Source organism: Streptomyces sp. NP-1717 (assembly GCF_022695985.1).
Lineage (GTDB): Bacteria > Actinomycetota > Actinomycetes > Streptomycetales > Streptomycetaceae > Streptomyces.
In genome coordinates this window covers 1-20741 of record NZ_JAAPBF010000123.1, presented here as the reverse complement: position 1 = coordinate 20741, position 20741 = coordinate 1, and the positions used below count along the sequence as shown (strand labels likewise).

The 20741-nt window shown below is 70.4% G+C and carries 21 protein-coding genes, 5 tRNA genes and 1 pseudogene; 7 read left to right on the top strand and 20 right to left on the bottom strand.

Annotation, left to right across the window (positions count from 1 at the left end):
- Window positions 1-684, bottom strand: a 684-nt coding sequence (gene thiD / locus GXP76_RS22690) for a bifunctional hydroxymethylpyrimidine kinase/phosphomethylpyrimidine kinase (protein ID WP_242573414.1), incomplete at its 3' end; no start/stop codon positions are given.
- Between the two features lie 33 nt (window positions 685-717).
- Window positions 718-1680: a thiamine-phosphate kinase gene (locus GXP76_RS22685; protein ID WP_242573413.1), complete on the bottom strand. Its 963-nt coding sequence runs from the start codon at window positions 1678-1680 to the stop codon at window positions 718-720.
- Between the two features lie 179 nt (window positions 1681-1859).
- On the opposite strand from GXP76_RS22685, the gene GXP76_RS22680 reads away from it, so the two are divergent.
- Together GXP76_RS22680 and GXP76_RS22675 are read left to right on the top strand one after the other, a co-directional pair.
- Window positions 1860-2093, top strand: coding sequence for an Lrp/AsnC family transcriptional regulator (locus GXP76_RS22680; protein WP_242573412.1), 234 nt, complete (start codon window positions 1860-1862; stop codon window positions 2091-2093).
- 32 nt (window positions 2094-2125) lie between these two features.
- Window positions 2126-2599, top strand: a complete 474-nt coding sequence (locus tag GXP76_RS22675; RefSeq protein ID WP_242573416.1) for a DUF3515 domain-containing protein — start codon at window positions 2126-2128, stop codon at window positions 2597-2599.
- A 43-nt stretch (window positions 2600-2642) separates the two neighbouring features.
- Here GXP76_RS22675 and GXP76_RS22670 read toward each other — a convergent pair whose 3' ends face one another.
- Genes GXP76_RS22670 through GXP76_RS22660 form a run of 3 tightly spaced genes read right to left on the bottom strand, consistent with a single transcriptional unit; the run spans window position 2643 to window position 5586 of the window.
- Window positions 2643-3800, bottom strand: coding sequence for a D-alanine--D-alanine ligase family protein (locus GXP76_RS22670; RefSeq protein WP_242573411.1), 1158 nt, complete (start codon window positions 3798-3800; stop codon window positions 2643-2645).
- Between the two features lie 35 nt (window positions 3801-3835).
- Window positions 3836-4837 (bottom strand): NAD(P)H-dependent glycerol-3-phosphate dehydrogenase, encoded by a 1002-nt coding sequence (locus GXP76_RS22665; protein WP_242573410.1) that lies wholly within the window; start codon window positions 4835-4837, stop codon window positions 3836-3838.
- A complete protein-coding gene (locus GXP76_RS22660) occupies window positions 4834-5586 on the bottom strand; it encodes a 1-acyl-sn-glycerol-3-phosphate acyltransferase (protein WP_242573409.1) in 753 nt (250 codons plus the stop codon). Before GXP76_RS22660 ends, GXP76_RS22665 begins: the two co-directional genes overlap by 4 nt.
- Before the next feature lie 186 nt (window positions 5587-5772).
- Here GXP76_RS22660 and cofC point away from each other — a divergent pair, with 186 nt between their 5' ends.
- Both cofC and GXP76_RS22650 read left to right on the top strand, forming a co-directional pair.
- Window positions 5773-6564: a 2-phospho-L-lactate guanylyltransferase gene (cofC, locus tag GXP76_RS22655; RefSeq protein WP_242573415.1), complete on the top strand. Its 792-nt coding sequence runs from the start codon at window positions 5773-5775 to the stop codon at window positions 6562-6564.
- Between the two features lie 17 nt (window positions 6565-6581).
- Window positions 6582-6782, top strand: coding sequence for a hypothetical protein (locus GXP76_RS22650; RefSeq protein WP_031229385.1), 201 nt, complete (start codon window positions 6582-6584; stop codon window positions 6780-6782).
- Window positions 6783-6874: 92 nt separating this feature from the next.
- On the opposite strand, the gene GXP76_RS22645 is transcribed toward GXP76_RS22650, so the two are convergent.
- The 4 genes from GXP76_RS22645 to leuC all read right to left on the bottom strand — a co-directional run bounded on the left by GXP76_RS22645 (window position 6875) and on the right by leuC (window position 10041).
- Window positions 6875-7528, bottom strand: coding sequence for an HU family DNA-binding protein (locus GXP76_RS22645; RefSeq protein WP_242573408.1), 654 nt, complete (start codon window positions 7526-7528; stop codon window positions 6875-6877).
- Between the two features lie 142 nt (window positions 7529-7670).
- Window positions 7671-7898 (bottom strand): hypothetical protein, encoded by a 228-nt coding sequence (locus GXP76_RS22640; RefSeq protein ID WP_242573407.1) that lies wholly within the window; start codon window positions 7896-7898, stop codon window positions 7671-7673.
- A gap of 104 nt (window positions 7899-8002) precedes the next feature.
- On the bottom strand, window positions 8003-8611 hold the full coding sequence (gene leuD / locus GXP76_RS22635; RefSeq protein WP_242573406.1) for a 3-isopropylmalate dehydratase small subunit: 609 nt from the start codon (window positions 8609-8611) through the stop codon (window positions 8003-8005).
- A 5-nt stretch (window positions 8612-8616) separates the two neighbouring features.
- Window positions 8617-10041 carry a 3-isopropylmalate dehydratase large subunit gene (gene leuC, locus GXP76_RS22630; protein ID WP_242573405.1) on the bottom strand — a complete coding sequence of 475 codons (1425 nt, stop codon included), beginning with the start codon at window positions 10039-10041 and terminating at the stop codon, window positions 8617-8619.
- A gap of 181 nt (window positions 10042-10222) precedes the next feature.
- On the opposite strand from leuC, the gene ndgR reads away from it, so the two are divergent.
- Entirely contained in the window at window positions 10223-10939 is a 717-nt protein-coding gene (gene ndgR / locus GXP76_RS22625; protein ID WP_078074883.1) for an IclR family transcriptional regulator NdgR, read from the top strand.
- Between the two features lie 162 nt (window positions 10940-11101).
- Here ndgR and GXP76_RS22620 read toward each other — a convergent pair.
- Window positions 11102-11579: pseudogene (locus GXP76_RS22620) on the bottom strand (DUF4188 domain-containing protein).
- Window positions 11580-11694: 115 nt separating this feature from the next.
- Between GXP76_RS22620 and GXP76_RS22615 the strand changes: the two are divergent.
- The gene (locus GXP76_RS22615; protein WP_242573404.1) at window positions 11695-12360 is read left to right on the top strand and encodes a MerR family transcriptional regulator; all 666 of its coding nucleotides are present in this window, start codon (window positions 11695-11697) and stop codon (window positions 12358-12360) included.
- A 66-nt stretch (window positions 12361-12426) separates the two neighbouring features.
- Here GXP76_RS22615 and GXP76_RS22610 read toward each other — a convergent pair.
- The 10 genes from GXP76_RS22610 to GXP76_RS22565 all read right to left on the bottom strand — a co-directional run bounded on the left by GXP76_RS22610 (window position 12427) and on the right by GXP76_RS22565 (window position 17121).
- Window positions 12427-12499: transfer RNA gene (locus GXP76_RS22610), tRNA-Glu, on the bottom strand.
- Window positions 12500-12518: 19 nt separating this feature from the next.
- Window positions 12519-12590 (bottom strand) — tRNA-Gln (locus GXP76_RS22605).
- A 26-nt stretch (window positions 12591-12616) separates the two neighbouring features.
- A tRNA-Glu gene (locus GXP76_RS22600) sits at window positions 12617-12689 on the bottom strand.
- A gap of 61 nt (window positions 12690-12750) precedes the next feature.
- Window positions 12751-12823, bottom strand: a tRNA-Glu gene (locus tag GXP76_RS22595).
- Window positions 12824-12842: 19 nt separating this feature from the next.
- A tRNA-Gln gene (locus tag GXP76_RS22590) sits at window positions 12843-12914 on the bottom strand.
- A gap of 89 nt (window positions 12915-13003) precedes the next feature.
- Window positions 13004-13726 carry an HAD family hydrolase gene (locus GXP76_RS22585; RefSeq protein WP_242573403.1) on the bottom strand — a complete coding sequence of 241 codons (723 nt, stop codon included), beginning with the start codon at window positions 13724-13726 and terminating at the stop codon, window positions 13004-13006.
- Between the two features lie 38 nt (window positions 13727-13764).
- Window positions 13765-14427 carry a lipoprotein gene (locus GXP76_RS22580; RefSeq protein WP_308354196.1) on the bottom strand — a complete coding sequence of 221 codons (663 nt, stop codon included), beginning with the start codon at window positions 14425-14427 and terminating at the stop codon, window positions 13765-13767.
- Window positions 14428-14554: 127 nt separating this feature from the next.
- Window positions 14555-16030: a glutamate--tRNA ligase gene (gene gltX, locus GXP76_RS22575; RefSeq protein WP_242573401.1), complete on the bottom strand. Its 1476-nt coding sequence runs from the start codon at window positions 16028-16030 to the stop codon at window positions 14555-14557.
- Window positions 16023-16823 (bottom strand): fumarylacetoacetate hydrolase family protein, encoded by an 801-nt coding sequence (locus GXP76_RS22570; RefSeq protein WP_242573400.1) that lies wholly within the window; start codon window positions 16821-16823, stop codon window positions 16023-16025. Before GXP76_RS22570 ends, gltX begins: the two co-directional genes overlap by 8 nt.
- A gap of 121 nt (window positions 16824-16944) precedes the next feature.
- Window positions 16945-17121, bottom strand: coding sequence for a hypothetical protein (locus tag GXP76_RS22565; RefSeq protein WP_242573399.1), 177 nt, complete (start codon window positions 17119-17121; stop codon window positions 16945-16947).
- A 579-nt stretch (window positions 17122-17700) separates the two neighbouring features.
- Between GXP76_RS22565 and GXP76_RS22560 the strand changes: the two genes are divergently transcribed.
- Window positions 17701-20741: nitrate- and nitrite sensing domain-containing protein (locus GXP76_RS22560; RefSeq protein WP_242573398.1), on the top strand; the 3041-nt coding region annotated here is incomplete at its 3' end.

Genomic DNA, 20741 nt, shown 5'->3' with positions numbered 1-20741 from the left:
GCCCGTCCCGTGCGTGTGGCGGTTGTCGTGGCGCGGTGCGCGCAGCCAGTGCTCCTCGTCGCCGTCCGTCAGCAGGTCGACGGCGTCGCCCGGCAGATGCCCGCCCTTGATCAGCACCCAGCGCGGCCCGAAGGCGAGTACGGCGGCGGCGGCGCGCGGCATCTCCGCCTCGTCCCGCACCTCCACGCCGGTCAGCTGGACGACCTCGTCGAGGTTGGGGGTGGCGACGGTCGCCGTCGGCAGCAGCCTCTTCCGTACGGAGTCCAGCGCGGACGCCGCCAGCAGCGGATCCCCGTGCTTGGAGACCCCGACCGGGTCGACCACCACGGGAACACCGGTCCCGGCGAGAAGTTCCGCGACGGTCTCCACCAGCACCGCCGACGAGAGCATGCCGGTCTTCACGGCCTGCACGCCGATGTCGTCCACGACGCTGCGGTACTGGGCCCGTACGGCCTCCACCGGCAGATCCCAAGCGCCTTGCACGCCGCGGGAGTTCTGGGCGGTGACCGCCGTGAGCACACTCATGCCGTGCACGCCGAGCGCCAGCATGGTCTTGAGGTCCGCCTGGATTCCCGCACCGCCACCGGAGTCGGACCCGGCGACGGTGAGGACACGGGTGGGCACGCGGGCGGGCTGCCCGGGCGCGGGCCCGGAGAACGCTGCGGACTCGGGAGACAGGGACATGCCCCCGAATCTACTGGCCCGCCGGAGCCGGCCTCACGCCGTGTCCCCGAAGTGGTCCCAGCCGCCCTTGCTCGTCCACGGCGCCCCGTCGACCGTCACCTGCGGCAGCGCCGACGGGTTGAGGACCTCGCCGATCACCTTCCACCTCGCGGGCAGCTTGGCGTCCGGCGGGAACGTCGCGACGATCGCGTGGTCCTCTCCCCCGGTCAGCACCCACTGGAGCGGATCCACGCCCACCGCCTGCCCGATGTCGTTCATCTGCGACGGGATGTCGATGAGCCCCGACCGCAGATCGATACGGACCTTGCTGGCGTCGGCGATGTGCCCGAGATCGGCGACGAGACCGTCGCTCACGTCCGTCATCGCCGTGGCACCGAGCCCCGCCGCCGCGGGCCCCGCGTGGTACGGCGGTTCGGGCCGCCGGTGCGCCTCGACGAAGGCACGGGGTGACCGGAATCCGCGCGACAGCACCGCGTGTCCGGCCGCCGACCAGCCCAACCAGCCGGTGTACGCGACGACATCGCCCGGCTGCGCGCCCGACCTCGTCACCGGCTCGTGGTTGCGCAGATCGCCGAGCGCGGTGATCGCGAGGGTGATCGTCTCGCCCCGTACGACGTCGCCGCCGACCACCGCGGCGCCCGCGACCTGGCACTCGTCACGGATGCCGTCCATCAGCTCGGTGGGCCAGGTCACCGGGAGTTCGGCGGGGACGACCAGGCCGAGCAGCAGCGCGGTCGGGACCGCCCCCATCGCCGCGATGTCGGCGAGATTCTGCGCGGCGGCCTTTCTCCCCACGTCGTAGGCGGTCGACCAGTCGCGGCGGAAGTGCCGCCCCTCCAGGAGGATGTCCGTACTCGCCACGACCTTGCGGTCGGGTGCGGTCACCACCGCGGCGTCGTCGCCCGGCCCGAGCCGGACCGCCGGGGTGGTGGTGAGCCGGGAAGTGAGCTCCCTGATGAGTCCGAACTCCCCCAACTCGCCCACGGTGCCCTTCACCGAGTCCCACCTCTCGTCGTGCGGCCGGCGGATCCGGCCGACCTGTACGTCAACTTCACTGCTCGGTACGTCACGCCGCCGGTGCCGCGGTGCGCGCAGGTCTCCCCGCGGCACTGGGTGACGCGATAACGTGGCGTCCCTTCTCCCCACAAGATCCTCGTGGCCGCCCTGGAGGTTCCGTGGTACAGGCGTACATCCTTATTCAGACCGAGGTGGGCAAGGCGACGGTCGTCGCCGAGACCATCGCGAAGATCCCTGGAGTGATACAGGCCGAGGACGTCACCGGTCCCTATGACGTGATCGTGCGTGCCCAGTCCGACACCGTGGACGACCTCGGCCGCATGGTGGTCGCCAAAGTCCAGCAAGTGGACGGCATCACCCGCACCCTGACCTGCCCGGTCGTGCACCTGTAGCCCCCGTCTACGCTTGGCCGGTGACCTTCCCGATGCGCAGGCTATCCGGCCCCCGGCTCGCCCGCCTGCCCGCCGTACTCGTGCTTGCCGTGGCAGTCGGCTGCTCCTCCACGGACGCCCCGGCGAAGGTCCCGGTTCCCGGCCCGCCGGCGGAGGAGGCGGCACTGTGCCGCGCACTGGACAAGGAGCTGCCGAAGACCGTCGCGGGACACGACCGGAGTGATCCGGAGCCGGGTTCCGAACTGACCGCCGGGTGGGGGGACGCCGCGATCGTACTGCGCTGCGGCGTCCCCCGGCCCGGGCGGATGAGCGACCCCCAGGCGGAGGCCGTGGACGTGGACGGCGTCAACTGGCTGCTGGAGGAACGGGATTCGGGACCCCGGTTCACCACGACGTACCGCAGGACGTATGTCGAGGTCACTCTCGACGGGCGGTTCATGCACGACATCGGTCCGCTCTCGGACCTCGCGGCACCGGTCGCCGACACGGTGCCGCCCAGCCTGTAGGGCGCCTCTCGCGGATCTCGCCCCGAACCGCGCGCTGCGTCCTTCAGCGCAGACCGGTGGGGCGGCGCAGCGCCGCCTGGATCAGCCGGTCGATCAGCTCCGGGTAGCCGACGCCGCTCTCCTGCCACATCCGCGGATACATCGAGATCGGCGTGAAGCCCGGCATGGTGTTGATCTCGTTGATGACGAACCCGCCGTCCTCCGTAAGGAAGAAGTCCGCGCGGACCAGTCCCTCGCAGGACACGGCGTCGAACGCCTCCACGGCGAGCCGCTGGACCTCGGCCGTCTGCTCCTCCGTAAGAGGCGCGGGCACCAGGCCGGCGGCGGCGTCGATGTACTTCGCCTCGAAGTCGTAGAACTCGTGCGACGTGACGGGCGGGATCTCGGCGGGCACGCTCGCGCGCGGCCCGTCCTCGAACTCCAGCACCCCGCACTCGATCTCCCGGCCGCGCAGCAGCGACTCGACCAGGATCTTCGGGTCGTGGCGCTGCGCCTCCTCGATCGCGTCCTCCAGCCCCTCCAGGGCGTCGACCTTGGTGATGCCCATGGAGGAGCCGCCTCGCGCGGGCTTCACGAAGACCGGCCAGCCGTGCTCGGCGGCGAAGTCCACGATCCTCTCGCGGGCGGCGGACGGGTCCAGCCGCCACTCGCGCGGACGGATCACCTCGTACGGCCCGACGGGCAGCCCGTACGAGAGGAACACCCGCTTCATGTACTCCTTGTCCTGGCCGACGGCCGACGCCAGGACGCCCGCGCCGACGTACGGGACGCCGGAGAGCTCCAACAGGCCCTGGAGGGTGCCGTCCTCGCCGTACGGCCCGTGCAGCACCGGGAAGACGACGTCGACCTCGCCGAGCGCCTTGGGTACGGAGCCCTGCTCGCTGTAGACGACCTCGCGGTTGCCGGGGTCGACGGAGAGGACGACGTCGCCCTCCGTGGACTCGGCCAGGTCCTCGACGCTCGGCAGCCTGCGGTCGGCGATGCCCATGCGGTCGGGTTCGTCGGCGGTGAGCGCCCAGCGGCCGTCCGTGGTGATGCCGATGGGCAGCACGTCGTACTTCGTACGGTCGATGGAGCGCAGTACGGCGCCGGCCGTGACCACCGAGATGGCGTGCTCGGAACTCCGGCCGCCGAAGACGACCGCCACGCGCGGCTTGCGGAGCTGCTGCTCAGGGCTCTGGGGGAGGTTCTCGCTGCTCATATCGCGTTGAGGTTACCTGCTGGAGCGCCGCCGGGTCAGCGGCGTTCGGGCTTGGCGCTGCGCGCCATCAGCTCCTTCACCGCCACGAGCGGGGGCTTCCCCTCGTGGACGATGCTCACGACCGTTTCGGTGATCGGCATGTCGACATCGTGCCGCCGGGCCAGATCCAGCACGGACTGGCAGGACTTGACGCCCTCCGCGGTCTGGGTGCTGGCCGCGATCGTCTGCTCCAGCGTCATACCGCGCCCGAGGTTGGTGCCGAAGGTGTGGTTGCGTGAGAGGGGCGAGGAACAGGTCGCGATCAGATCGCCCATTCCGGCGAGTCCGGAGAAGGTGTGCGGGTCGGCGCCCATCGCCAGCCCCAGCCGCGTGGTTTCGGCGAGACCGCGCGTCATCAGCGACGCCTTGGTGTTGTCGCCGAGGCCCATGCCGTCGGCGATGCCGACCGCGAGCCCGATGACGTTCTTGACGGCGCCGCCGAGTTCGCAGCCGACCACGTCGGTGTTCGTGTACGGGCGGAAGTACGGCGTGTGGCAGGCCGCCTGGAGCCGGGTGGCCACCGCCTCGTCGGTGCATGCCACGACGGCGGCGGCGGGCTGCCTGGCGGCGATCTCACGGGCCAGGTTGGGCCCGGTGAGGACGGCGACCCGGTCGGCAGGCGCCTTGGCCACCTCGCCGATGACCTCGCTCATGCGCTTGGTGGTGCCCAGTTCGACGCCCTTCATCAGGGAGACGAGGACGGTGTCCGCCGGCAGTACGGAGGCCCATTCGGCGAGATTGGCGCGCAGCGTCTGCGAGGGGATCGTGATAACGGTGAACTCGGCGTCCCTGGCCGCCTCGGCCGGGTCGGTCGTGGCCCGTACCGAGGAGGGCAGTTCGACACCCGGCAGATAGCCCGGGTTGGTGCGGGTGTCGTTGACCGCGTCGACGACCTCGCGGCGGCGTGCCCAGAGGGTCACGTCGCATCCCGCGTCGGCGAGAATCACGGCGAACGCCGTTCCCCACGATCCCGTCCCGAAGACCGCGACGCGCGTCACTGCAACCCCTCTTCCGCGGCCTTGCGCCGCTTGTCTTCCAGAACCTTGCGGTGGTCGTACGGCGCGGCGGGCGCCGGTTCGCCGCGTACGTCGGCGAGCAGTTCGGTGATGGCGGCCATGATGACCTCGGTGACCTCACGGAGGAGTTCGGGCGTCGGTTCCTGCCCGTAGAAACGGGAGAGGTCGACCGCCGGGCCCGCCTGCACCCGCAGCGTCTGGCGCGGAAAGAGCCTGACCCTGTTCGCCTTGGCATAGGGCGGTATCACCAGATTGGCGCCCCACTGGGCGACGGGAATGACCGGCGCCTTGGTAAGGAGGGCGACGCGTGCCGCACCGGTCTTGCCGGTCATCGGCCACATGTCGGGGTCGCGGGTGAGGGTGCCTTCGGGGTAGAACGCGACGCATTCCCCGCGCTCGATGGCGTTCACGGCCGCGCGGAACGCGTCCAGGGCGTTGGTGCTCTCGCGATAGACGGGAATCTGGCCGGTGCCGCGGAGCATCATGCCGACGAAAGGCAGGTCGAAGAGGGTCGCCTTGGCGAGCAGTCGCGGCACCCGGCCGCTGTTGTACTGGAAGTGTCCGTAGGAGAGAGGGTCCAGAGCCGAGTTGTGGTTCACGGCGGTGAGGAATCCACCCTGGGCCGGAATGTGTTCCATTCCCTGCCACTCCCGCTTGAACAGAACGATCAACGGCGGTTTCGCGATGACCGCTGCCAGGCGGTACCAGAAGCCGATTCTCGGGCGGGACACTCGGACACCTTTCTCTGTGGCCTGGCTCGGGCCGGCCCTGGCTGCCGGGGGCCAAGTGTCGCCCCAGGCCTCTGCACTGTCGAGAACACCGTACGCCCCGGTCCGCGGACCGGACCTGCGGGCTCAGTTCGCCATTCACGGGGCGTCGCGGGCCCTGTACGCGCCGCACGCCGCGATCGGGCCACAATAGAGGGCCGAACGCGTAAGGACGGAGAGCTCGCCACGAACACCGACCCGATCGCCGCCTGGTCCCTGGTTGTTCCGCTCAAGCCGCTCGCCGTGGCCAAGAGCAGGCTCGCCGGTTCGACGGGCGACCTGCTGCGGCCCAGGCTGGCGCTGGCGTTCGCCCAGGACACCGTCGCCGCCGCGCTGGCCTGCCCCGTCGTACGGGACGTGGTGGTGGTCACGGACGATCCGGTGGCGGCTGCCGAACTGGCCGCGCTGGGCGCGCGCACCGTTCCCGACAGTCCGGCGGCCGGGCTCAACGCGGCGCTGGCGCACGGCGCGCGGGCCGTCAGGACGGGCAGGCCACGGGCCCCGGTCGCGGCGCTCAACGCCGATCTGCCGGCGCTGCGGCCGGCCGAGCTGGCACGGGTGCTCACGGCCGCCGGGGATTTCCCGCGCGCATTTCTCGCCGACGCCGCGGAAATCGGTACGACATTGCTGGCGGCGCGGGCCGGATCGGAATTGAATCCGGCATTCGGTGGTGCTTCGCGGCATCGGCATTTGTCCACGGGAGCCGTGGAAATTGTGCTGGCCGGCGTGGATTCCGTACGGCGGGACGTCGATACGGGTGAGGATCTGCTGGCCGCCGCGGCCCTGGGGCTCGGCCCGTACACGGCGCGGCGTCACGCGGGCCCGCGCCCGGTCCCGGGCACCGTGCCGGGCCCCCTTCCGGGCTCCGTGCCGGGCACCGCCGGGGGCCCCGTTCCCGCCCCGGCCCCGGACCCGGTCTGCGGGGCGCGGCCGGGGTGCTGACCGATACGCTGGCGGGCATGCAGGCGACCGCGTACACCTTCGAATCCGAGACCCGCAGCGGCAGTGTGCTGCTCGACGACGGGACTCCGGTGGACTTCGACGCCGCGGCGTTCGACGCCGGCGGTCTGCGGCTGTTGCGGCCGGGCCAGCGGGTGCGTATCGAACGCGCGGGCGGGGACAGCGGGAACATCACCCTGGTGACGCTCCAGACCCTCTGAGGGCCGTCACAGGCCACGCACAACGCCGCGGGCCGGGCTCCCCCGAAGGGAGCCCGGCCCGGCGCGTGAGTGGCCCTACGGCCTTGTGCCGCTTACCTGTTCCTCGCGGTGGCCTTCTTGGCGGTGGTCGTGCGCGATGCCGCCTTCCGGGCGGGCGCCTTCTTGGCGGTCGCCTTCTTCGCCGGGGAGGTCTTCTTGGCGGTGGCCTTCTTGGCCGCGCTCGTCTTCTTGGCGGTGGTCTTCTTGGCGGCCGTGGTCTTCTTCGTGGCCGTCTTCTTGGCGGTGGTCTTCTTCGCCGCCCTCTTGGCGGTGCCCGCGACCGCGGTCTTCCTGGCTGCGGTCTTCTTCGCCGTCGCCTTCTTGGCGGTGGCCTTCTTGGCCGCGGCCTTGGCGGTCGTACGGGTGGAAGAACCGCCCGAAAGGCTGCCCTTGGGAGCCTTCTTGACGGCCACATCGTTCTTGGGAAGCTTCTTCGAGCCGCTCACCAGGTCCTTGAAGCCCTGTCCCGCGCGGAAACGCGGTACCGACGTCTTCTTGACCCGGACCCGCTCACCCGTCTGCGGGTTACGCGCGTAACGGGCCGGACGGTCGACCTTCTCGAACGAACCGAAGCCGGTGACGGAGACCCGCTCACCCGCGACGACGGCGCGGACCACGGCGTCCAGTACCGCGTCGACCGCGTCGGCCGCCTGCTGGCGACCGCCGACCTTGTCCGCAATTGCTTCTACGAGCTGCGCCTTGTTCACGTCTTCCCCTTCGGAGACATTGCCAGAACGAAAGTGTTCAAGCTTTTCCGCACGTTAGGCAGATATATACCGCAAATCAAACACGAAACGGGCTAATCACCCTAGTGCCGCAACGAAGTCGACCCCGCGGAGTTCCGCGGCTTCAGTCGCCTTCCGGGAATCGACCCTCGTCGAGGTCCTTCATCAAGCGGTCCAGACGACGTGCCGCGTCTAAGAGATCGTGTTTGGCCGCGGCCGTGATGACCAGCAGCTTCCGGGTCAGCGCCATCCGTACGCCCTCCGGGACTTGCAGTGCGCGCACCGTTGCGTGCGCTTCCTTGAGACGGTCGGCGACCACTCCGTAAAGCTCGAGTTGGCTGTCGCGTTCCATGCACCGATTGTGCCATCTGGGGCGAGTTGTCGCCCGGCGGGGTCTCAACAAGGCACTGCGCCCCCTACCTGGAGGCAGGGGGCGCAGGTGGAGAAAAGCGCTGATCAGACGGCAATTGTGCGGGGTTTGAAGGACGGCCGGGAGGCTTCGTACGCAGCGATGGCCGCTTCGTTCTTCAGGGTGAGACCGATGTCGTCGAGGCCGTTGAGGAGCCTCCAGCGGGCGTTCTCGTCCAGCTCGAAATCGGCCGTCACCGTTGCTCCGTCGGGGCCCTCGGCACGTACCTGACGCGCTTCGAGGTCCACCGTCACGGCCGCGGTCGGGTGGGCCTCGGTCAGCTCCCAGAGGCGGTCGACGACGCGCTGCTCCAGAACGACTGTCAGCAGACCGTTCTTGAGGGAGTTGCCGCGGAAGATGTCGGCGAACCGCGAGGAGATGACGGCGCGGAAACCGAAGTTCTGCAGCGCCCACACGGCGTGTTCGCGTGACGAGCCGGTGCCGAAGTCGGGTCCGGCGACCAGGACCGAGGCGCCCTGCCGCTCGGGCCGGTTGAGAACGAAGTCCGGGTCCTTGCGCCAGGCCTCGAACAGCCCGTCCTCGAACCCGTCGCGCGTGACCTTCTTCAGCCAGTGGGCCGGGATGATCTGGTCGGTGTCGACGTTGCTGCGGCGCAGCGGGACGGCCCGGCCGGTGTGTGTGGTGAAAGCGTCCATGGCGCTCAGGCCTCCACGGGGGTGCGGGTGTCGGACAGGTCGGCGGGCGAGGCCAGGTGGCCCAGCACGGCGGTGGCCGCGGCCACCTGCGGTGAGACGAGGTGGGTCCGGCCGCCCTTGCCCTGCCTGCCCTCGAAGTTGCGGTTCGAGGTCGACGCGGAGCGCTCGCCGGGCGCCAGTTGGTCGGGGTTCATGCCCAGACACATCGAACAGCCCGCGTGCCGCCACTCGGCGCCCGCGCCGGTGAAGACCTTGTCCAGACCCTCCTCGACGGCCTGGAGGGCGACCCGTACGGAGCCCGGGACGACCAGCATCCGTACACCGTCGGCGACTTTGCGGCCGTCCAGGATCGAGGCCGCCGAGCGCAGGTCCTCGATACGCCCGTTGGTGCACGAACCTACGAAGACGGTGTCCACCCTGATGTCGCGCAGCGCCTGCCCGGCGGTCAACCCCATGTACTCCAGGGCCTTTTCGGCGGCGAGCCGCTCCGAAGCGTCCTCGTACGAAGCGGGGTCGGGGATATGGGTCGACAGCGGCGCGCCCTGGCCGGGGTTGGTGCCCCAGGTGACGAACGGGGCCAGTTCCGCGGCGTCGATGAAGACCTCGGCGTCGAAGACGGCGTCGTCGTCGGTGCGCAGTGTGCGCCAGTACTCCACCGCGGCGTCCCACTCGGCGCCCTCGGGGGCGTGGTCGCGGCCCCGGAGGTAGTCGAAGGTGACCTGGTCCGGGGCGATCATGCCCGCCCTGGCGCCGGCCTCGATGGACATGTTGCAAATGGTCATGCGGGCCTCCATCGAGAGCTTCTCGATGGCGGAGCCGCGGTATTCGAGGATGTAGCCCTGGCCGCCGCCGGTGCCGATCCGGGCGATGACGGCGAGGATCAGGTCCTTGGCCGTGACGTCGGCGGGCAGTTCGCCCTCGACGGTGATGGCCATGGTGCGGGGGCGGGCCAGCGGCAGCGTCTGGGTGGCCAGGACGTGCTCGACCTGGCTGGTGCCGATACCGAAGGCCAGCGCGCCGAAGGCGCCGTGGGTGGAGGTATGGCTGTCGCCGCACACGACGGTGGTGCCGGGCTGGGTCAGCCCCAGCTGCGGGCCCACGACATGGACGACGCCCTGCTCGACGTCGCCCAGCGGGTGCAGCCGTACGCCGAAGTCCGCGCAGTTCTTGCGCAGCGTCTCCAGCTGGACGCGGGAGACCGGGTCGGCGATCGGCTTGTCGATGTCGAGCGTCGGGGTGTTGTGGTCCTCGGTCGCGATGGTGAGGTCGAGCCGCCGCACCTGCCGGCCGTTCTGACGGAGGCCGTCGAAGGCCTGCGGGCTCGTCACCTCGTGCAGCAGGTGCAGATCGATGAAGAGAAGGTCGGGCTCGCCCTCGGCGCGCCGGACGACATGGTCGTCCCAGACCTTCTCCGCGAGTGTCCTACCCATCGCTTTCCCTTCGGCCGGCAGCGCCGCCGGCAGTCCTGGAGATATGTGGGGCCCACGCCGGTGTCCCACGTGCCCGCGTCGGCTGCGAACCCGGTTCGTGTACGGGTCCGTCCCTACAGGTTGGCAAGTTCCCCGGAAAATTGAACTTGCGTTTCACAGAGTGAGACGCGAGTATCGTTGCATGGACAACTCTAGCGGCGTCGGCGTTCTCGACAAGGCGGCTCTGGTACTGAGCGCCCTGGAGTCCGGTCCGGCCACCCTCGCCGGGCTGGTCGCTGCGACCGGGCTCGCACGGCCCACGGCACACCGGCTGGCCGTGGCCCTGGAACACCACCGGATGGTGGCGAGGGACATGCAGGGCCGGTTCATTCTCGGGCCGCGGCTCGCGGAGCTGGCGGCGGCGGCCGGTGAGGACCGGCTGCTGGCGACGGCCGGACCGGTGCTCACGCATCTGCGGGACGTGACCGGGGAGAGCGCACAGCTCTACCGGCGCCAGGGCGACATGCGGATCTGCGTGGCCGCCGCCGAGCGTCTGTCCGGTCTGCGGGACACGGTGCCCGTCGGCTCCACGCTCACGATGAAGGCGGGCTCGTCCGCGCAGATCCTGATGGCCTGGGAGGAGCCGGAGCGGCTGCACCGCGGCCTCCAGGGGGCGCGGTTCACGGCGACGGCGCTCTCGGGCGTACGGCGGCGGGGCTGGGCCCAGTCGATCGGCGAGCGGGAGCCGGGCGTGGCCTCGGTCTCGGCGCCGGTGCGCGGGCCGTCCAACCGAGTCGTCGCGGCGGTCTCGGTGTCCGGCCCGATCGAGAGGCTGAGCCGGCACCCGGGCCGGATGCACGCCCAGGCGATCATCGACGCGGCCGGACGGCTGTCGGAGGCGCTGCGCCGCACCAGCTGAATCACCTCCGCACCGTCATGTGCCGTCACACGCCGTGACCCGGCGCGCCGGGGGCGTTCCCGTACGCCGCGAACGCCCCAACTCGCCCCGGACGCCGCGGGAGTTCACGCTCGCGCGGAGGCTCGCGAAGCGCGGAGCGGGCGGGCGTGGAGTTCTCGGACGTCACGAGCCCAGACGGTCGGCCGCGCGCTCGCCGCGGCGGCCCACGGGGACGACTCCCGTGGCCGCGGCGAGACCGAAGGCCGGCATGTTGATGTAGACGTTCTCGTACGAGCCGGCCGGGACCACGTTCGTGCCAGAAGCCCACCTTGCCCTTGCCGGCGCGGAGCCGGCGGTTGAACGCCGCCCACGCGGGGCGGTGCTCGCCGTCCGGCGCGGAGGCGTACGCGAGCAGCTTCTCCTTGGAGTCCCAGTACTGGACGACGTAGAGCACCCGCGGGAAGCCCAGCAGCGGCTGGAAGCCGATGAGCCCGCTCCCCTTGTCCCGCGACAGCTCCTTGAGCATCCTCGGCATGGCCGTGAACACCGGCCACCAGCTGCGCAGGGCACGGAAGTTGTTGATCCGCATTCCGATGACGAAGACGACGACGTCGCCCTCGGCATCCGCGGTCATCCGGCCCTCGATCGGCTTCGCGCCCATGACGATCTCCCTGCTTCCGGCTGCGCGTCGGCGGCGGTACGGCGGCATCCCTCATTGGAGAGTGCCACTATCCATGATTGGATAGTGGCACTCTCCAAAGGAAGGTGCAAGCGGTATGCGCATGGCGGAGCTGAGCGAACGCAGTGGGATACCCACCGCCACGATCAAGTACTACCTGCGGGAGGGCCTGCTCAGGCCGGGCCACCGGGTCACCGCGACGCAGTCCACCTACGACGACGGGCATCTGCGCCGGCTGCGCCTCGTGCGCGCGCTGATCCAGGTGGGCCGGATGCCGGTCGCCACGGCGCGTGAGGTCCTGACGGCCATCGAGGACGAGTCCATCGACCACCACAGGCGCCTGGGCGCGGCGATCAGGGCGCTCCCGGGTGACGGGGCGCTGGACGCCGCGTTCGACGCCGGCGAACTGGACGAGGAGACGCGGTCCGCGCGGCTCCGGGCCGAGGAACTGTTCGAGGAGCTGGGCTGGACGCACGCGGCCGAGGTGGGGGCCTCGGAGGCCGCGTACCGCGTGCTGGTGGGCGCGATCGCCGGGCTGTCCAGGACCGGCTATCCGTGCGAGCTCGCGGACCTGTTGCCGTACGGACGGCTCGCCGACCGGCTCGGCGTCACCGACATCGACATGGTGGAGCGGTACGGGGACCCGTACGAGCAGGTGGAGGCGGCGGTCGCGCTCACCGTGCTGTACGAACCGGTGCTGCTCAGCCTGCGCCGGCTCGCGGAGGCCGAGGAGTCCAACCGGCGCTACAGTCCGGGGAATTGAGCACGTCGAGCGGTCCGGGGCAAAGTGAAGAGGCCCTCCGCGATCGCGGAGGGCCTCTTCGTGATGTACCCCCGACCGGATTCGAACCGGCGCTACCGCCTTGAGAGGGCGGCGTGCTAGGCCGCTACACAACGGGGGCCAGCGGGTGGAGCGTTGAGCTGGGCTACCAGGACTCGAACCTAGAACAACGGAACCAGAAACCGTCGTGTTGCCAATTACACCATAGCCCAAGGGTGGTTCAGACTTTCCTGCTGCGTACCCCCGACCGGATTCGAACCGGCGCTACCGCCTTGAGAGGGCGGCGTGCTAGGCCGCTACACAACGGGGGCCCTAGCGATCCTGCATCGACATGTCCGGGTGCGACCCGAAGAAATCGGAGAGAAGGATCTGTACCCCCGACCGGATTCGAACCGGCGCTACCGCCTTGAGAGGGCGGCGTGCTAGGCCGCTACACAACGGGGGCGTTGCAGAAGAACTCTGCGCTGGGCTACCAGGACTCGAACCTAGACTAACGGAACCAGAAACCGTCGTGCTGCCAATTACACCATAGCCCACCAAAACTCAACCCCCTAAGTGGGGGTTTTGTTTGGGTTTGCGCCTTCCGGCCAGACCTTGCGGTCTCTCGGTCGGCGCAGGAAGAACATTACCCGATGGGGGACGGCGCTCCAAAACGAGTATCACCGCGCAGCAGGGCGGGCAGGCGGTCCAGATCGTTGATCGTCACAAGCTCGGGACGCCCGCCGAGCCGCCCCCGGTCGAGCCAGACTCCGGCCAGTCCGGCGGCGGTGGCGCCGCCGGCGTCGATGTCCGGTTCGTTCCCCACGTAGACGACCTCGGCCGGGTCGAGTTCCAGGGCCTCGCACGCCGCGTGGAAGGCGGCGGCGTCGGGCTTGGAGACACCGAGTTCGGCGGCGCACAGGACCGTCTCGAAGTAGTCCCGTACGCCGAGGGCGCGGAGCTTGCGGTCCTGGTTGTGGAGGCTCGAATTGGACAGGACGGCCTGCCGGTAGTCGGGGGCCAGCGAATCCAGTGCGGAGAGGGCGTCGGGGAACAGCTTCCAGGCGGACTCGTAGTGCGCGACGTAGCGGTCGAACCAGGCGTCGGCCTCGGTGTCGTCGAGCGCCTCCGTACCGAGGAACTGTCGGACGCGGTCGCGTCGCTGTCCTTGGAAGGTCGTCTCCCCGTCGGCGAACCGCAGCCACTGGACATCGGTGATCTCACGCCAGTGCGCGAGGGCCCGCTCGACGGTGGCGAAGCGGTCGGCGAGCCCTTCGGCGGCGAGGTGCAGCCGCATGCCGGCGCGATCGGCGGTGGTGTAGTCGAAGAGGGTGTCGTCGATGTCCCAGACGACGGCGCGGATCGGCATACCGGTCACGGTATCGGCTCCGCCGTGGGCCCCGGGGCTCAGTTCGCGCGAAGGGTCTTCTTGGCCAGTTCGAAGGCCGGAAGCATGGCGTCGTGCTCCCCGCTGTCCAGGCCGCCTAGGTGGATCAGTGCCACGCCCTTGGGGGTGGTGACCGCCAGGGCCCGCTCCTTCTTCGACTCGTCGAGCAGTTCGCTGGTGGTGACGTAGCCCACCTCCGCCGCGGGCAGGGAGCCCGCCTTGGTGTCCTGGTACTCGGCGTCGCCGGCGGTCCTGTCCGCCGTCACGAACGCTTCGAGGACCTCGCGCGGGGTGGAGCCGCCGGTGTCGGCGGTCCATACGCGGAGGTAGCCGATGCTGCCGGCCGGCTTCGCGTCGATCTCGCAGGCCATCTCCACCGGGCCCTGCCGGGCCAGCTCCGCGAGCGCGGCGTCGGCGGCGTCGATGTCGACCGCTTCCGCCGTCCACTTCGCGGCCAGCGTGAAGGTCACCGGCAGGACGCACGGGGATCCGGCGGCGCCGATCGTCCCGCCCTTCTCCGCCGGTTTCGAGGTGTCCTCGGCCGGCGACGCCGCGGCGTCCGCGCCCTCGCCGCCCTTGCGGTCGGAGCCCGGATCCGGGTCCGGGCCCGAGTCGGACGAGCATCCGGTCAGCAGCGCGACCAGCAGCGCCGCCGGGACGCTTCTTCGTATCAACTTCCGCACCGTTGTCCCCCGTTGTCGTGGTGAAGCGTGGACGTGGGCCCGGCGGCGTCCGGCAGCCGGGCCCACGTGTCGTACCGGTCGATGGTGCTCGCGCGTCGGTGCGCCGAAGCGTCGGCGCACCGACGCCTCAGGCCGCGAGTCTGGCGAGCGTGGCGTCGATGCGCCGCAGCGTGCGCTCCTTGCCCAGGATCTCCAGGGACTCGAAGAGCGGCAGGCCCACGGTGCGGCCGGTGACCGCGACCCGGACCGGCGCCTGCGCCTTGCCCAGCTTGAGGCCGTGCTCCTCGCCTGCCGCGAGGACCGCGTCCTTCAGCGACTCGGCGCTCGACCAGTCCGCGTCCACAAGCTTCGCGCGGGCCGTGGTGAGCAGCGCCGCCGGGTCGCCCTTCATCGCCTTCGCCCAGGACGCCTCGTCCTCGACCGGCTCGGCGAGGAACAGGAAGTCCACGTTGGCCGTGATGTCCGAGAGGACCGTCACCCGCGTCTGAGCGTACGGCGCGATCGCCTCGAAGGCCGCCTGGTCGAAGTCCTCCGGCGCCCAGTTGGCGTACGGGGCCCGCAGCCAGGGCGCGCACGCCTCCATGAAGGTCTTCACGTCCAGCTGCCGGATGTGGTCGGCGTTGATCGCCTCGGCCTTCTTCAGGTCGAAGCGCGCCGGGTTGGCGTTGACGTCGGTGATCTCGAAGGCGCCGACCATCTCCGCGCGGGAGAAGACGTCCTGGTCCGCGGAGAACGACCAGCCCAGCAGGGACAGGTAGTTGAGCAGACCGTCGGGCAGGAAGCCGCGCTCACGGTAGAGGTTCAGCGAGGCCTGCGGGTCGCGCTTGGAGAGCTTCTTGTTGCCCTCGCCCATCACGTACGGCAGGTGTCCGAACTGCGGCACGAAGTGGGCCACGCCCAGCCCCATCAACGCCTGGTAGAGCGCGATCTGACGGGGGGTCGAGGAGAGGAGGTCCTCGCCGCGCAGGACGTGGGTGATCTCCATCAGCGCGTCGTCGACCGGGTTGACGAGCGTGTAGAGCGGCGCCCCGTTGGCGCGGACGATGCCGTAGTCGGGCACGTTCTCCGGCGTGAAGGTCAGCTCGCCGCGGACCAGGTCGGTGAAGGTGATGGGCTCGTCGGGCATCCGGAAGCGGACGATGGAGGTGCGGCCCTCCGTCTCGTACGCCTCCTTCTGCGCGGCGCCGAGGTCGCGGCAGTGGCCGTCGTACCCGGAGGGGCGGCCGGCGGCGCGCGCCGCGTCGCGGCGGACCTCCAGCTCCTCGGTGGTGCAGTAGCAGTGGTACGCGTGGCCGGCGGCGAGCAGCTTGTCGGCGACGTCCCGGTAGATGTCCATCCGCTGCGACTGGCGGTACGGCGCGTGCGCGCCGCCCACCTCGGGCCCCTCGTCCCAGTCGAGGCCGAGCCAACGCAGCGAGTCGAGGAGCTGCTCGTACGACTCCTCGGAGTCGCGCGCGGCGTCGGTGTCCTCGATGCGCAGGACCAGGGTGCCGCCGTGGTGGCGGGCGAACGCCCAGTTGAAGAGGGCGGTGCGGACCAGGCCCACGTGGGGGTTGCCGGTCGGCGAGGGACAGAAACGTACGCGGACGGTCGCGTTAGCCACGCTTGATCACCTTGTTGGTGAGAGTGCCGATGCCTTCGATGGTGACGGCGACCTCGTCGCCGACGCTGAGGGGGCCGACCCCCGCGGGGGTGCCCGTGAGGATGACGTCGCCGGGCAGCAGCGTCATGGCCTCGGTGATGTGGACGACGAGGTCCTCCACGGAGCGGACCATGTCACTCGTGCTGCCGAGCTGGCGCTGTTCGCCGTTGACGGTGCACTGGACGGCGAGGCCGTCGGCGACGGCCGGCAGGCCGATGGAGGTCTCCACCCAGGGGCCGAGCGGGCAGGAGGTGTCGAAGCCCTTGGCGCGGGCCCACTGGTTCTCACGCTTCTGGGCGTCGCGCGCGGTGACGTCGTTGGCGCAGGTGAACCCGAGGATGACGTCCTTGACGCGTTCGCGGGGCACCTCGCGGCACATCCGGCCGATCACCACGGCCAGTTCGGCCTCGTAGTGCAGGTCCTCGGAGAACGAGGGGTACTCGACGTCGTCGCCGGAGCCGATCACCGAGGTGGTCGGTTTGAAGAAGACGACCGGCGATTCGGGCACCTCGTTGCCGAGCTCCGCCGCGTGCGCCGCGTAGTTGCGGCCGACGCCCACGACCTTGTTGGGGAGCACGGGCGGGAGCAGGCGGACCTTGCTCAGCGGGACCTTGGTGCCGGAGAGCTCGAAGTCGGCGTACGGAATGCCCTTGATGATGTCGAGGACGAGGCCGGCGGCCGTACCGCCGGTGCCGTCCTCCTCGACCGCGCCGAAGGCGACATTGCCGTCGATGGAGAATCTGGCGATGCGCACGGGATGCTGTCGCCCCTCACTTTGCTGCTGGCTGGCGGGAGACGCTACGTCTCAGGACGTCTCAGGCTAGCGCGGTGGGGGCAGGCGGCCGACGCGGTGCGGGGGCGCCGGGGGCCGTGCCTTAGTGTGCGACGGGGGCGTCGACCAGGGTCGTACGCCGCGGGTTGGCCGTGCGCACCGGCAGGTCGACGGAGTGTTCCGGCTGCACGGGCGGGAGGAGCTCCCCGGCGTCGTCCAGGTTCGCCAGCGTGGTGCGGCGGGGGTTGGCGGTGTTGCGGAACAGCTTCGTCATCTTCATCGGTTGTTTCAGACCTTGTCGGGATACGGGCGCCCGGGGGCACCGGTTGTCAGATGCGTCATTGCTGTAAAGCGTCAGGCTAAACACGTAATTCCCCGCCAGAGCCGTGATGCCGCAACGATCTCCATGTGAGTTTGCTCACGACCTGCCGGGCATTTCACCTATACCGGACAGAGGTCGAGACCTCCGGAAACGGACATTGACTCATCGAACCCTGCATTCCGCTCCTGATCATCAGGACTGGGGCACCCCCCGCCTGTCAGGGACTAGTCACGGGAAGTCCGTTTCCTCCCGGAACGACTTCTACCGATCGTCACTCGCCACTCACAACGTGTCACCCAGGTCACAGCCCGGTGCGCGGCCCTTGTTGGAGATCCGGCTCTGTGCTGGAATTCCACGCACCGCCGCGGGTTCTTCAGGCCGGCGCGTAAAGGCGCGACGCGGCGCCGAGTGGCATGCGGGGAAGGGGAGCATCGCCGGTCACTCAACGACCACCTTGGAGCGCACTCTGCGCTCCACGACGCCGACACCGTTCCGCCGTACAGCGGGGGGACGCCTGGTCCAGAGGTTGCGACGCTAGTGCAGGGACGTTTCAAGAGGGATAGCAGCGCTGCGGCGGAGCAGGAGCCCCGCGGCGGAACCGACCGCGGCTCCTCGCCCCAGCACACCCAGAACCCGGGCCCGGGTCCGGCCGGCGAGGGTGGCGACCGGGGTGCGAAGTCCGGTGCGGCGCCCGGTGGCGACACCCCGAGCCCCACTCCCAAGTCGGCGTCGACCGACGCGGGTTCGCGAATAGCTCTGCGCAACTGGCGCATCAGCACTCGTCTGGTGGCACTGCTCACCCTGCCGGTGGTCGCTGCCACCACGCTGGGCGGACTGCGTATCAACGAGTCCATGAACGACATGCAGCAGCTGGAGCACATGCAGCTGCTGACCAAGATGACCAAGGAAGCGACCAGCCTGGCCGCCGCGCTCCAGGCGGAGCGTGACGAGTCGGCAGGTCCGCTCACCAACGGCGCCAACCCCAAGGACTTCAAGGTCCAGGACCGTCGCACCAAGACGGACCGGGCGAAGAAGGCCTTCCTCGCCGCCACCGTGGACATCGGGAACACCGACGGCGACCAGGCGCTGGAGTCGATCCGCGCCAACGTCAGCCAGATCGCGACCCAGGTCAACAAGATCCAGGAAATCCGCAAGGACGCGTACGACACGGAGGCCACGCACTCCCTGACGGTCGACGCGTACAGCGGTCTCATCGACTCGCTGCTGAGCCTCTCGCAGGACATGGCGCAGGCGACCAGCAACCCGGACATGATCAAGCGGACCCGCGCCCTGGCGGCCTTCTCCTCCGCCAAGGAGTACGCGTCGATCCAGCGCGCGATCATCGCCTCCGCGCTGCCCGCCTCCCCCAAGGTGAAGGGCGATCTCAACGAGAACGACCGGCTCTACGGTCTGGCGGCGGCCACCAAGGGCGACAACGCCCTCGCCTCCTTCGACGCCCTGTACGAGTCGATGGGCGGCAACGCCGAGGAGCTGACGGCGCCGCTCAGCGGCAAGGGCAACCCCGAGATCAACGCCGCCGACGAGTACGCGGACCGGGTTCTCGGTATCTCCGGCGGTCTGGACGGACGGCCGAAGCGCTCGTACCTGGACTGGACCGACCAGGCGTCCGCCAAGATCAACGCGATGAACATCATCGAGCAGACGCTGCTCGGTGAGATGGAGAACAAGGCGCGTCAGCTGCGCGAGAAGTCGCAGCAGGACGCGCTCATCAACGGTGCGCTGATCCTCGTCGTGCTCGGTGTCTCGCTGGTCGGCGCCTTCGTCGTCGCCCGCTCCATGATCCGCTCGCTGCGGCGCCTCCAGGAGACGGCCACCAAGGTCGCCCAGGACCGGCTGCCCGAGCTGGTCAAGCAGCTCTCCGAGACCGACCCGCAGGACGTGGACACCTCCGTCGAGTCCGTCGGTGTGCACTCCAGGGACGAGATCGGCAAGGTCGCCGCGGCCTTCGACGACGTGCACCGCGAGGCGGTCCGGCTGGCCGCCGAGCAGGCGCTGCTGCGAGGCAACGTCAACGCGATGTTCACCAACCTCTCGCGCCGCAGCCAGGGCCTGATCCAGCGTCAGCTCTCGCTGATCTCCGAGCTCGAGTCCCGTGAGGCCGACCCGGACCAGCTGTCCTCGCTGTTCAAGCTGGACCACCTCGCGACCCGTATGCGCCGTAACGGTGAGAACCTGCTGGTCCTCGCCGGTGAGGAGCCGGGCCGCCGCTGGACGCGCCCCGTCCCGCTGGTCGACGTGCTCCGTGCCGCGGCCTCCGAGGTGGAGCAGTACGAGCGGATCGAACTGGCCTCGGTGCCCACGACCGAGGTCGCCGGCCGCGTCGTCAACGACCTCGTGCACCTGCTCGCCGAGCTGCTGGAGAACGCGACGTCGTTCTCCTCGCCGCAGACCAAGGTCCGCGTCACCGGTCACGCGCTGCCCGACGGGCGCGTGCTCGTCGAGATCCACGACACCGGCATCGGTCTCTCCCCCGAGGACCTGGCCGCGATCAACGAACGCCTCGCCTCGCCGCCCACCGTGGACGTCTCGGTCTCGCGCCGCATGGGTCTGTTCGTGGTCGGCCGGCTCTCCCTGCGGCACGGCATCAGGATCCAGCTGCGCCCCTCCGACTCCGGCGGCACGACCGCGCTGGTCATGCTGCCCGTCGACGTCGCCAACGGCGGCAAGAAGATGCCGCCGCGCCCCGGCGCCGGCGCGCAGAACGGTGCGGGCGGACAGGGCCCCGGCGGTCACGGCGGCCTCGGCGGCGGCCAGCAGTCCGGCATCGCGGCCGGACTCGCGGGCGGCGCGGCCGGAGCCGGTCGTCTCGCCACCCCGCCCTCACGCGGCCAGGTCGGCGCCGGTACGGGCCCCCGCGCCGCGCTGCCGGCCAGGAACGGGGCGCAGAGCGGCCTGCCCACCCGGCCGCAGCAGTCCGGTCCGCCGCAGGACCCGCAGCGCCAGGGCCCCGGCCAGGGTTCGGGTCAGCCGAGTCTCTTCGGTACGAGCCCCCGCGAGCAGGGTGCGCCGGGCCGTCCGGGCGCCCAGGGCGGTCCCGGTCCCTCGGGTCCGGTGCCGCAGGCCGGTGGTCGGCTCGCCCGGCCCGGTCAGAGCCTTTCCAGCCCGAACGGACGCGGCGGCCCCGGCAACCGCGACCGCGGTGCGTTCCCGCAGGGTGCCAACGCCTCGGCCGGTGGACCGCCGCCGGTCGACCGCGGCCGTCAGCTGCCGCCGCCCGGCGGTCCGCGCGCCGAGCTGCCGGGGGGCAACGCGCAGCCGCCGCAGCGCCCGCAGCGTCCCGGAACCACGAGCTGGGGCGCTCAACAGCCACCCGCGGCGCAGCAGTTCTCGCCGGACGCCCCGCGCGGCCACGAGGAGCCGGAGACCACCGGTCAGTTCGGCATGCCGTCGGCGGGTCAGGGTCCCGGCTCCACGGCCGAGTTCCAGCGTCCCGACTTCGACGGTCCGCGACCTGACCTGAACACCGGCGCCGTGGGCGCCGGCGGTGGCGGCGGATTCGGTGACACCGGATCCCACCAGCTGCCCAACTCGGGCGACGTCAATGGCGGTTGGCAGGA